The following is a 14,764-nucleotide window of genomic DNA, read 5'->3' on the forward strand; positions in this document are numbered from 1 at the left end:
CTAGCGGATCACGCGGAAGATCTTCATGCGCGGGTCGCCCGAGGCTTCCACCGGTTCGAGGAATTCGGGGATTTCGCCGCGGGCGAGCCGCGCCCAGAAGCCGTTGGGGAACTTTTCCCTGAGCGTTTCCACCTGAGGATCGTCCATGCACAGCAGGACATAGCCGACCTTGTCCGCCTCCATCAGCGCTGCGGCGACGGCGGGATCCGACGTCGCCATTCTCAACCCGTCGAGCAAGCCCTTGGCGTTGCGATGGTAATTGCCGGTCAGCACGGCATGCGGCGTGAAGCGGAGGATGGCCGGGCCGGCATTGAAGGCGGTGAGAATGCGGCCAGGCGGCAGCTTAGAAACTTCCGCTAGACTGTCCTTGCGGATGCAGGCGGGCTTATCCTCATCCTCTTTTTCCTCCGACGAAGCGCCGGACACACGGTTGACCGCGATCGTCACGGCCGCGCCGGAAAAGGCCCATACCGAGGGCACGCTCGCCAGGGCGGCGAGAATGAAGGCGATGGCGGCTTTGGGCTCATTGCGATGGGCGAGATAATGAGCGCGGAGATCGGCGACGATCACCGAAAGCGGCATAACAGACAGGAGATTGGTGAAGATCATGCCGCGCACCTGGATGGCGCTGACGATCCATGAGATGGCGATCAGGCCGGCAAGCAGACTATAGGCGAGAACCTGCTCGCCACGCCAAATCCGGAACAGGGCGACCCCGAGCGCGATGAGGCCGACGCCGTAAATGCCGCCGATCGCATCGGGACTGACTTCGAACTGCTTGCCGATCGGCTGCGCCTCGGAAATGCTGCCGAGCCAGAGGTCCTGCACCATGGGATCGAGGCTCGACAAGGGATTGCCGAGGCATTCCGGAGCGACGAAGAGCGCCACAAGGCCGGCCAGCGCGCCGAGAAGGGCGAGCGATCCCCAGCGCCAAAGCGGGCCGCGTTGCGACGCAAAACCGGCCGCCGCAGCGAGACCCGCGCCGCCGATCAGGGCGATCGACAGAAATCCGATCGACAGCGTGTCGCAAGTGACGCGGCCCCACAAGGCGTGCGGCGTGGTCGCGAAGAAGAACAATGCCGCAAAGCCTGCAAAAGCTAAACCGAAGGCGATCGCGGCGCGGCGATAATCCTGCCCGCGCACGGCCCAGACGAGGGCGACGCCCATGGCCGCAACCGCAATCAGCGGCGTGGTTTCGGCGCCGATCGCAAGCGCGAAGGCGGATAGGCCGCCGGCGGCCGCGAAAGACCGCGCCCGCGCCTGGGGATCGAGAAGGCAGGCGGCCAAAAGCGCAACCACGGCCAGTTGCACATTGTGATGATCGAGGCCGCCGGGCCGGAAGCGCATCATGGTGAAGAGGAACATGAATGCGAGAGCGAGCCCGATCACCACCGCCGGCTTGCCGCCGAGCCGATAGGCGCCGAGGCCGATGCCCGCCATCAAGGGCAGGATCAGCGCGAGCGGCCAGACGAAGGCGGCGGCGGCCTCCGCCGTGTCGGGGCCCACAAACAGGCCGAACAGCAGGATCAGGCCGCCGATCGGCGCATCGACGAAGCGCGACCAATGCATCAGCATGCCGCCGGGCGGGCCCATGCGATATTGATGCAGGTCGAACCAGCTTTGGCCGCCGAGCCAGTCGCGCACTTCCACCAACCGCATGACGTCGTCTGGGTCGGGACCGATAAAATCCTTGTAGGTCGACAGATGCGCGCCGATCTGCGCGGCGATGGCGAGGGCCGAAAAGAGAAGGACGATACGCAGGAGCCAGCCGGCGCCGGCGCGCTCGCCGTCCGGCCGGAAGCTCTCCAGAAGGTTAGGGAAAGTCATCGCTTCTTTACCGTTTTCAGACATATGCCCGCCGCCCGAGCGCGAAAGACCATCGGAGCGAAACCTAAGCTTAACCTTCTCAAGAAAGAGTAAAGCCAGTGAGGAGCCCGACCGCCGGTCGCCGGCGAGGAGCACGAATGAACGACGATCTCGACATCGCAGTCCTGATACCCTGCTACAATGAATCGCTGACGATCGGCGACGTCGTCCGCGGTTTCCGCCAGGCGCTGCCTTCGGCTCGCATCTATGTCTATGACAACAATTCCCGTGACGACACCGCGCTCAGGGCCGCGCTCGCCGGCGCGACCGTGTTTCGCGAACGCCGCCAGGGCAAGGGCAATGTCGTGCGCCGCATGTTCGCCGATATCGACGCCGACATTTACCTGATGGCCGATGGCGACGGCACTTATGCGCCCGAAGACGCCGAAAACCTCATCACCACGCTGGTGACAGAGCGCGCCGACATGGTGGTCGGCACGCGCCGCGACGTGACCCGCGACGCCGGCCGCCAGGGCCACGCGTTCGGCAACAAGATCTTCAACACGCTCTACCGCTCGCTGTTCGGCAAGGATTTCACCGACATCTTCTCCGGCTATCGCGCATTCTCGCGCCGCTTCGCCAAGAGCTTCCCCGCCGTCTCCAACGGCTTCGAGATCGAGACGGAAATGTCGGTGCACGCCTCCAGGCTGAGACTGCCGGTGATCGAGCTCGAACTCGATTACGGTCGCCGCCCCGAGGGTTCGTTCTCGAAGCTCTCGACTTTCGGCGATGGCGGCAAGATCCTGTTCATGTTCGCCATGCTGATGAAGGAAGTCCGACCCTTCGCCTTCTATTTCGCGATTTCCTCGGCATTGCTCGCGGCGTCGCTGACCTTCATGACGCCGGTGCTGATCGAATACGCCCAGACCGGGCTCGTGCCGCGCATGCCGACCTGGGTGTTTTCGATGGTGCTGCTGATCATGTCGGGCATGACGTTCACGGCCGGCTTGATCCTCGACAGTCTGGCCCGATCGCGCGCCGAACTCCTGCGCATCCATTATATGGATCTGCCGGCGCTGTCGGAAACCCGCCGCCGCCACGCTCCCGCCGAGCCGGCCCCCTCCCCTGTGCGCACCGCCCGCAAGAGAGCGGCGTGAAACGGCTGTTTCTCTTCACTGTGGCCGGCGGCCTCGGCTTCGTCTCCGACGCCGGCATGCTGGCGCTGTTGATCTGGGCGACGCCGATCGGCCCCTTCTGGGCGCGCGTCGTCGCCATCGCCTTCGCCATGTGCGTGACCTGGATCTTCAATCGCAGCCTGACCTTCGGCAAGAGCGGTCGGTCTCTGGCTTCGGAAGGCGCGCGTTACGGCGGGGTAGGCCTTGTCTCCGCGCTCGCCAACTACGCCATCTATTCAGCGATTCTACTCGGTTTTCCCGGGCTCTACCCCGTCATCGCCGCGGCGATTGCCTCGTTCGCGGCGATGGGCTTGTCCTGGTTCGGTTATTCGCGCCTGGTGTTCGGACGCTGAGCCGCCGTCTCAGACGGTTTCCCAGCCGTCCTTTTCCGAGGCGCGATAGATCGCGTCTATGACCTTCTGGTTCAGCTTGGAATTTTCCAGCGTCACCACCTCGGCCTCGCCGCCCATGGCCGCGCGGGCGAAAGCTTCGGCCTCCAAGCGGTACTGACGGCAATCCTGATAGCGGAAATGCTGGGATTGCGAATGGTTCTGGTTGGTGAGTTCGATCTCTTCGGCGCCGTAGCGATCGGCGTTGAAGGGCGACTTCACTTCGATGAAGCCCTTGTCGCCGTGGAAAACCATGATCTGGCGGGCGGCGAGCTGGGTGGAGATGTAGAAGCTCAGCTCGAAATCGCCGAAATCCGCCCTGACCGACGAGAAGATGTCGGTGCCGAATTCCGGATCGCGCTCGGTCGTCGCCTGGATGCGCAAGGGCTCCCTGCCGGTCGAGAAACGGGTGGTGATGGTGGGATAGACGCCGATATCGGGAAGTCCGCCGCCGCCGAGCGCCGGGATATTGCGCATATTGCCGGGATCGCGGTTGAAATAGGTGAAGGCGCCCTGCACGAAGCGCAGCTTGCCGATCGCGCCTTCGGCCAGGAGTTCGCGCACCTTCCGCCAGACCGGCGAATAGGTGACCATATAGGCTTCCGACACCAGCACCTTGTTGCGGTCGCGGGCGGCGATCAGCTGGTCGATGTCGTCGGCTTTGAGCGCGATCGGCTTCTCGCAGAGCACATGCTTGCCGGCGTCCGCCGCCTTGATCGTCCATTCGACATGCTGGGAGGTCGGCAGCGGGATATAGACCGCGTCGATCGCGTCGGAGGCCAGCATCTCTTCATAGGAGCCGAAGGCGTGCGGCGCGCCGAAACGGTCTGCCATGGCGCGGGCGCTGTCGAGATTGCGGCTGGCGACGGCGGTGACGACGCAGTTTTCCGCGTCCTGAATGGCGGGCACGACCAGCTCGCGGCCGATCCGCGCCGTGGAAACAATACCGAAACGCAACATGTCTCTCTCCCTGTCTTTGGTTTGCGCCGGACCATAAGGCGCAATCGTCAGGAAGAAAAGAGACGGCCCCGCATGGCGAGACCGTCTCATCGCTGTTTTCGAAACTACCCGATCAGGCGAAGAAGCGGGTCAGCGCCTCGACTTCCTGCGGCCTGAGTTCATGGCCGCCCGAATGCCAGACGATCGAAGCCTCCGCACCCTGGCTTTCCAGATAGGCCTGCAGCCGCTGGGTCAGCGGCGCCGGGCAGATCGGATCGCGCTCGCCGGCGGTGATCAGCGTTTTCACACCCTTGAGCCCGGCCTGCGGCTTCGGCGCAAACGGGATCAGCGGATGCAGAAGGCCTGCGCGTTCGAACAGGCCGCCTTTCTCGATCAGGAGATTGGCGAGGATATTGGCGCCGTTCGAATAGCCGAAACCGTAGACGGCGGAGGCCTGATGCTCCTGCTTCAGCCGTTCGACGAAGGCCGCCATCTTGTCGGTGGCGCGCGCCAGGTCGGCCATGTCGTAGACGCCCTCGCCCGTGCGGCGGAAGAAGCGCGCGGCGCCATATTCCGAGACATCGCCGCGCGGCGACACGATCGTCGCCCCGGGCATGAGATCGCCGGCGAAATCGAAGAACTGGTTTTCATCACCGCCCGTGCCGTGAAAGGCGAACGCAATCGGCGATCCGGGCGCGCCGGCCCGGATCCTGTGTTGATAGTCCATGGTTCAATCCTCCAGCTTTTCGAGATGCTGGGCCAGAATCGGACGCAGATGCTTGTGCTGCTGCGGCAGTTTCAGATCGGCGCCGAGCGTGGCGACGTCCTCGTCGCGGGTGAAGCCCGGTTCGTTGGTGGCGATTTCGAACAGCACGCCGCCCGGCGTGCGGAAATAGATCGCCCAGAAGTAATCGCGGTCGATCACGGGGGTGACGTGATAGCCGGTGTCCATCAGCGCTTTGCGCACTTCCAGCTGCTTGGCGCGGTTTTCGACCGCGAAAGCAACGTGATGGACCGAGCCCGCGCCCTGCAGGCTTCTGTTGATATTGGGCATGGTTTCGAGATCGACGGTGGAGGCTTCGTTGCCGCCGGGCACGATGAGCCTGACGACGCCGTCCTTCCGGTCGAGTTCCTGATAGCCCATATATTTCAACAGTTCGGCGGTGGCGCCTTCATCGCGCAGACGCATGGCCACCGAATGGAAGCCGTGGATGGCGTGATCGGCGTCGACGCCGTTCTCGGTCCAGGGCGCGCGATCATCGCCGTCCACTTCCACCAGCGCGAAGCCGTCGCCATCGGGACCGGCGAAGTTCAGCCGCTTCTGGCCGAAGGTTTCCTCGGCCTGCAGACCATCGACGCCCTGGCTGGTCAGCCGGTCGGCCCAGTAGCCCAGCGCGCCCTTCGGCACGGAGAACACCGTGGTCCCGACTTCGCCCGTGCCGGGACGACCACGGCCGATATTGGGGAAGGGGAAATAGGTCATGACCGTGCCGGGCGTGCCGACTTCGTCGCCGTAATAGAGGTGATAGACGTCGGGCGAGTCGAAATTCACCGTCTTCTTGACGCGGCGCAGGCCGAGCGTCTTGGTGAAGAAGTGATTGTTGACCGGGGCGCTGGCGGCCATGGAGGTGACGTGGTGAAGGCCCTTGATCTGGTCGAGCATGATGGCATCCTTTCCGGCGCTGAGGCCTGAATTTCGGGAGCGCCCAAGCGGCGATCCGTTCTGAAAGCCAATATGCCCCCGGCGCCCCGTTTCGGGTATCCCCTCCGGCAGGCACGGATTGTTCACAAAATAAAGACGAAAAAATTTGGCATAGAGACAATCTATTTACAGTCCAGTCGCTTGAAGCAGGTCGGCTGGCCATAAAGGGACGCGATCCTGCCGATGGCGTCATCGAGCTTTTCACGCGCCACGCTCATCGTATGACCGTTGGCGTGCAGGAGTATGTCGCGATCCTCCATGATCCCCACATGGCCTTTCCAGAACACGAGATCGCCGCGCGTGAGTTCGGAGCGCCTGAGCCCCTCGCCCGGCATCGCCGCCTGCTGGTCGGAATCGCGCGGCGCGGCGCGGCCGGCCATCATCATCGAAAGCTGCACGAGGCCGGAGCAATCCAGCCCGAAGCCGGTGCGTCCGCCCCAGAGATAGGGTGTTTCGAGAAAGCGGGCGGCGACATCGACATAGTCGTCGGAGATCGTCGCGCCGACCGGAGCGAGATGCCGGGCGATCACCGCGCCTTCGGTGGTTAGCAGATAGCGGGTCCCGCGCGTCTCCGCCTCGCTTGTCACGGTCATGCGGCTGCCCATCGACACCGCCTCGACCGGCGGCCGCTTCATATCCGGCTCGGGATAGAGAAAGGTGCGGGGAACGGTGACCCAATGCGTGGGCGTAGGCGCCGTGTCGATGATCGCCGCCTGCGGCAGATAGCCGACATAGTCGTCGAGATCCGATTTCACCCAGGCCCAGCCGTCGGCGACTTCGAACACCCGGACTCCCTCCCCCAGTATCAGCTCGGTGTCGAGGCCGCAGAAGACATCCGGCTTTGCCCTGAGAGCAATCCTGGGAACACGGACCTGCGCGGGCGCTCCGTTGGTGAAGCGCGCCGCATCGACGCGTCCCTGGAGCGACGCCTCGGCAAGATCAGGGCGGAAAGCGTGGATACGTCTGTCGAGCGCCATATATCGATCCGTCAGGTGAGATCACGAGCCTTGGCGATGATGACATCGCCGAATTTTTCCAGATAGACCGCGCCTGCCAGCGTACGCTTGATCAGCACATTGCGGCGGTCCTTGTCGTCCCTGATGCGGTCGATCACGCCCATCGCACCCATCGTGTCGAGCGCGCGGGTTACGACCGGCTTGGTGACGCCGAGCGTGGCGGCGAGCCCGCGCACCGTATGCGGCGGCGGGGTCAGATAGACATGTAGCAGAATGGCCATCTGGCGCATCGACAGATCGCCGTCGCCCGAACGCACCGCATCCACCGACACCGTATGCCAAAGTCCCAGCGCCTGCGAGGCGGATAAGTCGACGGTCACGCGCCCCTCCGGCGGGATTGTTTCGTAACCGTTTCATTCTTGACCAAACATGCCGCGCCCGCAAGCGCAGGCTTTGCCGAGGGTTAATCGGCGCGTCCCTTGCCGTCGAGCATGTCGAAGATGGCGCGGATCGCCTGCGCCTCGCCGCCGCCGGGGCAATGCGGGCGCTCGGTCTGCGTCCAGGCATAGATGTCGAAATGCGCCCAACTGCGGGTTTTCTTGACGAAGCGCTTGAGGAACAATGCAGCGGTGATCGCTCCCGCCATGCCGCCCGCCGGCGCATTGGTCAGATCGGCGATCTTGGCGGTCACGTCCTTCTCATAGCCCTTGTAGAGCGGCAACCGCCAGATCGGGTCGTCGACCTCGAGACTCGACTCCATCAGTTGATGGGCGAGTTCTTCGTCGTCGGTAAAGTAGGGCGGAACGTCGGGGCCGAGCGCCACGCGGGCGGCGCCGGTCAGCGTCGCCATGTCGATTAGCAGATCCGGCTCGTCCTCGTCGGCCAGCGCCAGCGCGTCGGCGAGAATGAGCCGGCCTTCCGCGTCGGTATTGTCGATCTGCACGGTGAGGCCGGCGCGGCTGCGATAGATGTCGCCCGGACGAAAGGCGTTGCCGGAGATCGAATTCTCCGCCACCGGCACGATCACGGTGAGATCGATCTTGAGCTTGGCGTCCATGATCATGAGAGCGAGACCCAGCACATTGGCCGCGCCGCCCATATCCTTCTTCATCAGCGCCATCGAGGAGGACGGCTTGATGTCGAGGCCGCCGGTGTCGAAAGTGACGCCCTTGCCCACCAGCGTCACCCGCTTATGGCCTTTCTTGCCCCAACGCATCTTGAGAAGGCGCGGCGCCTGTTCGGAGGCGCGGCCGACGGCATGGATCAACGGGAAATTCTCCTGCAGCAGCGCCTCGCCCCGCACGACCAGGACTTCAGCATGATAATGCGCGGCCAGGGCTCGGAACGCGGCTTCGAGGGCATCCGGGCCCATGTCGTTCGCCGGCGTATTGATCAGGTCGCGCGCCAGGAAAACGCCGGCGAGCAGGCGCTTGACGCGGGCGGCGTCGGCGTCGGAGGGGATGAGCAGCGTCGGCGGATTGGACGAGCCGCTCTTGTACTTCTCGAAACGATAGCTCCCGAGACCGTAGCCCAGCGCCAAACGGTTCGCCGTCAGGGGCGCCGTCTCGATGTGCCATTCGCCGGCGGGCAGAATGCGTGGGAGCTTGCCGGTGAGATAGGGCGATTCCGAGGGATAGGCGCCGAGGCCGAACAGCGCGCCGCCGAGATGCCCGTCTTCGGTCGGCACCAGCAGCAGTGATCCGGCTTCTGCCTTGTAGCCCGACTTCCGCGCCCAATCGAGCGCGATCGGATCGACGAGACCCGTATCGATATGGGCCGGCGTCACCGCGAAAATCGGCAGCGTCTTGCCCAGCTTCGTGTTGAACGGTGTGGGACGCTCGATGAATTGAAAGGGGGCCATTCACTGTCCTTGCGGGAATCGGGTGGTGTGGATTCGCCAAATTAACACTCTGTTAGGGTTAACAGACTATTGCTGGAGCGAAGGTTGCGGCGCTGGATTTTTCCCAGCCAAGCCGCAGATGTCGGCAAGAGGGCGATAGGATGCAGTCCCAGACAATGGCGTCGGTCGGCGCCGCGCTTTTCCTGACCATGCTCATGACCTCCTGCTCCACGACGAGCCGGGAGACGACGGGATCGATCCCCAGCCTGAACAAGCCGGTCGAGGCGATGACGCAGCCCGAACTGCAGGCCGCCTCGCGCAAGATCGGCGACGCCTACGCCAAAAATCCCAACGACCGCAACGCCGGCTTGAACTATGCGACGCTTCTGCGCATGAGCGGACGCAACGGCCAGGCCCTCGCCGTCATGCAGCAAGTGGCGATCAAGAACCCGACCGATCGCGCCGTGCTCGCCGCCTATGGCAAGGCGCAGGCCGCCGCCGGCCAGCTCGAGCCGGCGCTGACGACCATCAACCGGGCCCAGACGCCCGACCGGCCCGACTGGAAGCTCGAAAGCGCCAAAGGCGCGATCCTCGACCAGCTGGGCCGCACGGAAGAAGCCCGCCTCGCCTATCGCAGCGCGCTGGACCTGCATCCGAACGAGCCTTCGGTGCTGTCCAATCTCGGAATGTCCTATCTCCTGAGCCGCGACCTGCGCACGGCGGAAACCTATCTGCGCTCGGCCGTGGCCCAGCCGGGCGCCGACAGCCGCGTCAGGCAGAACCTCGCCCTCGTCGTCGGGCTTCAGGGCCGCTTCCAGGAAGCCGAGAACATCGCCCGCCAGGAGCTGACCGCCGAACAGGCCGAGGCGAATGTCGCGTATCTCAAGGGCATGCTGTCGCAGGACAACAGCTGGAAAAAGCTCGCGAGCGCCGACGACGGAACCAATTGACCGCCCAAAAACACCAACCGACAGACGAACGCCGCCCCTCGAGGCGGCGTTCGTCTGTCGTAAGGTCTTGCGCGCCGCAGGCGCAACCGAATGAAAGCCGGTTCAGAATTTATCCGACACCTGAATGCCGGCGGGGCCGAGAATGACGGCGATCAACACCGGCAGGAAAAACAGGATCATCGGCACCGTCAGTTTCGGCGGCAGCGCCGCCGCCTTCTTTTCCGCCTCGTTCATGCGCTGATCCCGGCTTTCCTGCGCCAGCACGCGCAAGGCCTGGGCGATGGGCGTGCCATAGCGCTCAGCCTGGATCAGGGCCTGGCTCACTGCCTGCACGGAATCGAGCTGGGTGCGCTTGGCCAGGTTTTCGTAGGCGGCGCGCCGCTCCTGGAGAAATGAAAGCTCGGCGTTTGTCAGCACCATTTCCTCGGCCAACTCGGGTGAGTTGATCGCCATTTCCTCTGACACGCGCTTGATCGCGGCTTCGATCGACACGCCGGATTCGACGCAGATCAGCATCAGATCCAACGCGTCCGGCCAGGCCTTGCGGATGGAGGCCTGACGCTTGTTGATCTTGTTGGAGATGAAGATGTTCGGCGCATAGAAGCCGAAATAGCCGAGGGCGAATACGGTGAGCAGCCTGACCATGAATGTCTGGTCGGCGAGATAGCCGAGAACGAACACGTAGAGCGCCGCCACGATCATGAAAATGAACGGAAGCAGGAAGCGCGCGAACAAGAAAATATTGAGGGCGTTTTGCGACCGGTAGCCGGCGGCCTTCAATTTGTCGACCGTGCCTGCGTCAACCAGCGCTTCGCGCAGATTGAGCCGCTCGACGATCTGGCGGACATTGGTGTTGTTCTGATGGCGCAGGCTGCTGCGCTGCATGGCGCCTTCGGCATTGAGGCGCGCGCGCTCGCGGCTGCGGATCTGCTCGCGCTCGGTGGTCACCGCCTTCATGCGCTTCTGCAGGCCGCCGCTGTCGAAATAAGGCAGGACGAGGCTGTACAGGGTCGCGAATACGGCAATGCCGACGAGAACGGCGAACACGACCTGCGGATTTGTCAGTGTCTTGGCGAGATCCATGGCGCGTCCGTCCTAGATTTCGAAATTGGTCATGTTGCGCATCACGAAAATGCCGATCGCCATCCAGACCGCAGATACGCCCATGATCAGATGGCCGCGCGGATCGGTGAACAGGATCAACATATAGTCAGGCGAGGTCAGGTAGACGAGCAAGGCGACGATGAAGGGCAAGGCGCCGATGATGACGGCCGACGCCTTGGCTTCCATCGACAGGGCCGACACCTTGGCCTTCATCTTCTTGCGGTCGCGCAGCACGCGCGAGAGATTGCCGAGCGCTTCGGACAGATTGCCGCCCGCCTGCGCCTGAATGGCGATGACGACGCCGAAGAAATTGACCTCCTGCAGCGGCACGGTCTGCGACATGCGCCCGACCGCTTCGGGCACGCTGAGCCCCATCTGTTGGGCCTCGATCACGCGGCGGAACTCGGTTTTCACCGGCTCCTTGGCTTCCGAGGCGATCAGCCGGATCGCATCGTTCAAGGGCAGGCCCGACTTGATCGAGCGCACCATGACGTCCAGCGCGTTCGGCAATTCTTCGATGAAGCGCTTCATGCGGCGCTTGAACATGAAGGTGACGTAGAGCCGCGGCAGGCCGACGGCGGCGACGAAACTGACGCCGGCGATGATGAGGATCGAGGCCCCGGAAAACAGCAGCAGAACGGCGACGGCGGCGCCCAGGACGGCGCTGCCGAGATAGAACTGGGTTTCGGAGAACGACAGACCCGCCTGCACGATGCGCGATTTCAGCGTGGCTGCCTTTTTCTTGTTGGCCTCCTGCTGCTTCTTCTCCAGTTCCTTGAGCGAATCCTGCACGGATTTACGCCGCTTGGACAATTCCGCCAGCCGGTCGCGGGACGCCTTGACCTTTGTCTTGTCGACATCGGACATGCCCATTTTTTCGAAACGGCTCTTGGCTTTCTTGTCGCTCTCGATCTGGGAGAACAAGACGCCATAAGCGACCGCAGCCGCGGAAATCGCGGCCAGTGCGATGATCGCAATCGTCGTCAGGTCGAATCCGAACATGGCCTTTTCCCGTTTCCCCTAGACCCGGACAGCGCGAGGCTCCCCAGTCTCCGACTTACCCTTTGGTCTGCTCCATGGCGTCGAGCGCCGCGGCCAGCCTCTTGTCTTCGCCGTAATAGCGGGCGCGATCCCAGAAATGCGGTCGACCGATGCCGGTGGACCTGTGCCGGCCGATCAGCTTGCCGTTGGCGTCCTCGCCTTCGATTTCATAGCGGATCAGATCCTGGGTGATGATGACGTCGCCTTCCATGCCGATCACCTCGGTGATGTGGGTGATGCGGCGGGAGCCGTCGCGCAGGCGCGCGGCCTGGACGATGACGTCGATCGAACCGGTGATGATTTCGCGCACCGTCTTGGCCGGCAGCGTAAAGCCGCCCATGGCGATCATGGACTCGACGCGGTTGAGGCATTCGCGCGGGCTGTTGGCGTGGATCGTGCCCATGGAGCCGTCGTGACCGGTGTTCATCGCCTGCAGGAGGTCGAAGACTTCCGGTCCGCGCACTTCGCCGACGATGATGCGTTCGGGACGCATGCGGAGGCAGTTCTTGACCAGATCGCGCATGGTGATCTCGCCTTCGCCTTCGATATTGGGCGGGCGGGTTTCGAGCCGCACCACATGCGGCTGCTGCAGTTGAAGTTCAGCGGAGTCCTCGCAGGTGATGATGCGCTCGTCGGTGTCGATGTAGCGCGTGAGGCAGTTGAGCAGCGTCGTCTTGCCCGAACCGGTGCCACCCGACACAACCACATTGCATCGAACACGGCCAATGATCTGCAGCACCGCTGCGCCTTCCGGCGTGATCGAGCCGAATTTGACCAGCTGATCGAGGGTGAGCTTGTCCTTCTTGAACTTACGAATGGTGAGCGCGGCGCCATCGATGGCGAGCGGCGGAGCGATGACGTTGACGCGCGAACCGTCGGGCAGGCGCGCGTCGCAGATCGGCGAGGATTCGTCGACGCGCCGACCGACCTGGCTGACGATACGCTGGCAGATCGACAGAAGCTGGGCGTTGTCGCGGAAACGGATTTCGCTTTCCTCAATCTTGCCGTTGACTTCGATGAAGGTCTGTCCGGCGCCGTTGACCATGATGTCGGCGATGTCGTCGCGCGCCAGCAGCGGTTCGAGCGGACCGTAACCGAGAACGTCGTTGCAGATATCCTCAAGCAGTTCTTCCTGCTCGGAAATCGACATCGCATAGTTCTTGATGGTGATGATGTCGTTGACGATGTCGCGAATTTCTTCGCGGGCGCTTTCGGCGTCGAGCTTGGCGAGCTGGGACAGATCGATCGTGTCGATCAGCGCCGAGAACACCTGGCTCTTGGTGGCGTAGTAGCTTTCCGAACGCTGGGCCTTGCGGCGCGGCGCGGGCGCAGCCATCCGCGTGGCAGATTGCGCGTCGCGCTGCGGCTCCTGAAGGACGGGGACATGCGACGGCGCGAGCGGCGGCGGCGCGACCTGGGTCGGTAGGGGCGAGGCGGCCGCTACCGGAGGCGGAGTCGTGGCCGCTCCGCCTGCCTTGCCGAATCCTTCATTTCCACGTTTGCCAAACATCGGCGCATCCGCTCCCGTGTCTTATTCGATTACTTCTTTGCCGTCAGCTTGCCGAGGATCGACCCGAGCGCGCTCTTCTTGGCCTTCTTGACGCTGACGCGGCCGGTCACGACATGGGCGATCTGCGACATCACTTCCGCCACCGGAGATTTGCCGTCCATTTCGCCGATCATCCGACCCGAATTGGCCGCCGATCCGAACAGGGAGGCGTCGAAGGGAATGACGGCGATCGGCTCGATTTCCAGCGGCTCGCAGAAATCCGCGACGGCGATCTCCGGCCGCTTGGGCAGACCGACCTGGTTGAGGACGAGATGCGGCGGACGGTCGTTGGGGCGCAACTTGCGCAGCTGGTCGAACATGTTCTTGGCGTTGCGCAGATTGGCGAGGTCGGGCGCGGCCGTGACCACGACCTCGTCGACATCGGCCAGCAGAGTGCGCGTCCAGTCGCTCCAGGCATGCGGAACGTCGAGAACGCTGACCGGCGCGGCGCGCTGGAGAATCTCGAGCACGGGCTGGAAGGCGGCGCGGTCGAAATCATAGGCGCGATCCAGGACGGACGGCGCGGCGAGCAGCGACAGATGTTCCGAACATTTGGTCAGCAGACGGTCGAGAAACACTTCGTCGAGGCGCTCGGGCGAATAGACGGCTTCGGCGATGCCCTGTGCCGGATCCTGGTCGAAATCGATATTCGCCGTCCCGAACGGAAAATCGAGATCGGCGAGAATGACTTCGGACGAGAACAGCGAGGAGACGCCCCAGGCGATGTTGTGAGCGATCGTCGAGGAGCCGACGCCGCCCTTGGCGCCGATGAAGGCGATGGAGCGGCCGAGCGGCTCGGCGTCGGGATCGACGAAGATGGCGGAAATCGCTGCGATCACGTCGACCAGCGAGATCGGCGACACCATATATTCGGAAATGCCGTTGCGGATCAGATCGCGATAGAGAGGAATATCGTTGTAGCGGCCGACGATCACCACTTTGGTGGTGGGATCGCAGACATCGGCCAGGGGCGCCAACTCATCCATCATCGCGCCCGGCTCGGCGCTGGTTTCGAGCAGGATCAGATTGGGCGTCGGGGCGCCGCTGAACATGTTGACGGCGGCTTCCGTGGTGCCTTGATTGATGCGGAAGCTGACTTTGGCCATACGTCGATCCTGGGCCAGCTTCTCCATCAACCGGTACATGTTTTCCGTTTCGCAGAAAGCATGAACCGAGATGCGCGGCAGCGGCCGCAATTGATCCAGATCGCCCGGCCTGATCTCGTTTTCGACCACGGGCCCTTCGTCGCGAAGAATTCCATATTCGACAGCGTTCATGACATATGGCTTTCGGTTGAGGCGGGAAGGAGATCG

At 63.4% G+C, this 14,764-nt stretch carries 14 protein-coding genes; 3 read left to right on the forward strand and 11 right to left on the reverse strand.

Annotation, left to right across the window (positions count from 1 at the left end; all coding sequences use genetic code 11):
• Complete coding sequence (locus OCK01_RS22800) at nucleotides 1-1,827, reverse strand: hypothetical protein (protein WP_263825960.1); 1,827 nt, start codon at nucleotides 1,825-1,827, stop codon at nucleotides 1-3.
• Nucleotides 1,828-1,964: 137 nt separating this feature from the next.
• Between OCK01_RS22800 and OCK01_RS22805 the strand changes: the two genes are divergently transcribed.
• Together OCK01_RS22805 and OCK01_RS22810 are read left to right on the forward strand one after the other, a co-directional pair.
• Nucleotides 1,965-2,963 (forward strand): glycosyltransferase, encoded by a 999-nt coding sequence (locus tag OCK01_RS22805; protein ID WP_263825961.1) that lies wholly within the window; start codon nucleotides 1,965-1,967, stop codon nucleotides 2,961-2,963.
• Complete coding sequence (locus tag OCK01_RS22810; RefSeq protein WP_263825962.1) at nucleotides 2,960-3,334, forward strand: GtrA family protein; 375 nt, start codon at nucleotides 2,960-2,962, stop codon at nucleotides 3,332-3,334. Before OCK01_RS22805 ends, OCK01_RS22810 begins: the two co-directional genes overlap by 4 nt.
• Nucleotides 3,335-3,343: 9 nt before the next feature.
• Here the strand turns inward: OCK01_RS22810 and OCK01_RS22815 are convergent, their stop codons facing one another.
• The 6 genes from OCK01_RS22815 to OCK01_RS22840 all read right to left on the reverse strand — a co-directional run bounded on the left by OCK01_RS22815 (nucleotide 3,344) and on the right by OCK01_RS22840 (nucleotide 8,828).
• Entirely contained in the window at nucleotides 3,344-4,330 is a 987-nt protein-coding gene (locus OCK01_RS22815; RefSeq protein WP_263825963.1) for a Gfo/Idh/MocA family protein, read from the reverse strand.
• A gap of 112 nt (nucleotides 4,331-4,442) precedes the next feature.
• Nucleotides 4,443-5,036, reverse strand: a complete 594-nt coding sequence (locus OCK01_RS22820) for an alpha/beta hydrolase (RefSeq protein ID WP_263825964.1) — start codon at nucleotides 5,034-5,036, stop codon at nucleotides 4,443-4,445.
• A gap of 3 nt (nucleotides 5,037-5,039) precedes the next feature.
• The gene (locus tag OCK01_RS22825; RefSeq protein ID WP_263825965.1) at nucleotides 5,040-5,972 is read right to left on the reverse strand and encodes a VOC family protein; all 933 of its coding nucleotides are present in this window, start codon (nucleotides 5,970-5,972) and stop codon (nucleotides 5,040-5,042) included.
• A gap of 161 nt (nucleotides 5,973-6,133) precedes the next feature.
• Nucleotides 6,134-6,988 (reverse strand): NlpC/P60 family protein, encoded by an 855-nt coding sequence (locus OCK01_RS22830; protein ID WP_263825966.1) that lies wholly within the window; start codon nucleotides 6,986-6,988, stop codon nucleotides 6,134-6,136.
• 11 nt (nucleotides 6,989-6,999) lie between these two features.
• Nucleotides 7,000-7,347 carry a MarR family transcriptional regulator gene (locus OCK01_RS22835; protein WP_182827848.1) on the reverse strand — a complete coding sequence of 116 codons (348 nt, stop codon included), beginning with the start codon at nucleotides 7,345-7,347 and terminating at the stop codon, nucleotides 7,000-7,002.
• A gap of 83 nt (nucleotides 7,348-7,430) precedes the next feature.
• The gene (locus OCK01_RS22840; RefSeq protein WP_263825967.1) at nucleotides 7,431-8,828 is read right to left on the reverse strand and encodes a leucyl aminopeptidase family protein; all 1,398 of its coding nucleotides are present in this window, start codon (nucleotides 8,826-8,828) and stop codon (nucleotides 7,431-7,433) included.
• A 188-nt stretch (nucleotides 8,829-9,016) separates the two neighbouring features.
• On the opposite strand from OCK01_RS22840, the gene OCK01_RS22845 reads away from it, so the two are divergent.
• Nucleotides 9,017-9,757, forward strand: a complete 741-nt coding sequence (locus OCK01_RS22845; protein WP_263826011.1) for a tetratricopeptide repeat protein — start codon at nucleotides 9,017-9,019, stop codon at nucleotides 9,755-9,757.
• Between the two features lie 102 nt (nucleotides 9,758-9,859).
• Here OCK01_RS22845 and OCK01_RS22850 read toward each other — a convergent pair whose 3' ends face one another.
• The 4 genes from OCK01_RS22850 to OCK01_RS22865 are packed head-to-tail and all read right to left on the reverse strand — an operon-like array spanning nucleotide 9,860 to nucleotide 14,728.
• Nucleotides 9,860-10,840 carry a type II secretion system F family protein gene (locus tag OCK01_RS22850; RefSeq protein ID WP_263825968.1) on the reverse strand — a complete coding sequence of 327 codons (981 nt, stop codon included), beginning with the start codon at nucleotides 10,838-10,840 and terminating at the stop codon, nucleotides 9,860-9,862.
• A 12-nt stretch (nucleotides 10,841-10,852) separates the two neighbouring features.
• A complete protein-coding gene (locus OCK01_RS22855; protein ID WP_263825969.1) occupies nucleotides 10,853-11,863 on the reverse strand; it encodes a type II secretion system F family protein in 1,011 nt (336 codons plus the stop codon).
• Between the two features lie 55 nt (nucleotides 11,864-11,918).
• The gene (locus tag OCK01_RS22860; RefSeq protein ID WP_182827853.1) at nucleotides 11,919-13,412 is read right to left on the reverse strand and encodes a CpaF family protein; all 1,494 of its coding nucleotides are present in this window, start codon (nucleotides 13,410-13,412) and stop codon (nucleotides 11,919-11,921) included.
• Nucleotides 13,413-13,441: 29 nt separating this feature from the next.
• A complete protein-coding gene (locus OCK01_RS22865; RefSeq protein ID WP_182827854.1) occupies nucleotides 13,442-14,728 on the reverse strand; it encodes an AAA family ATPase in 1,287 nt (428 codons plus the stop codon).
• Nucleotides 14,729-14,764: the final 36 nt, after the last annotated feature.

The sequence above is a fragment of the Rhizobium sp. TRM95796 genome (assembly GCF_025779995.1).
Taxonomy (GTDB): Bacteria; Pseudomonadota; Alphaproteobacteria; order Rhizobiales; family Rhizobiaceae; genus Rhizobium_E.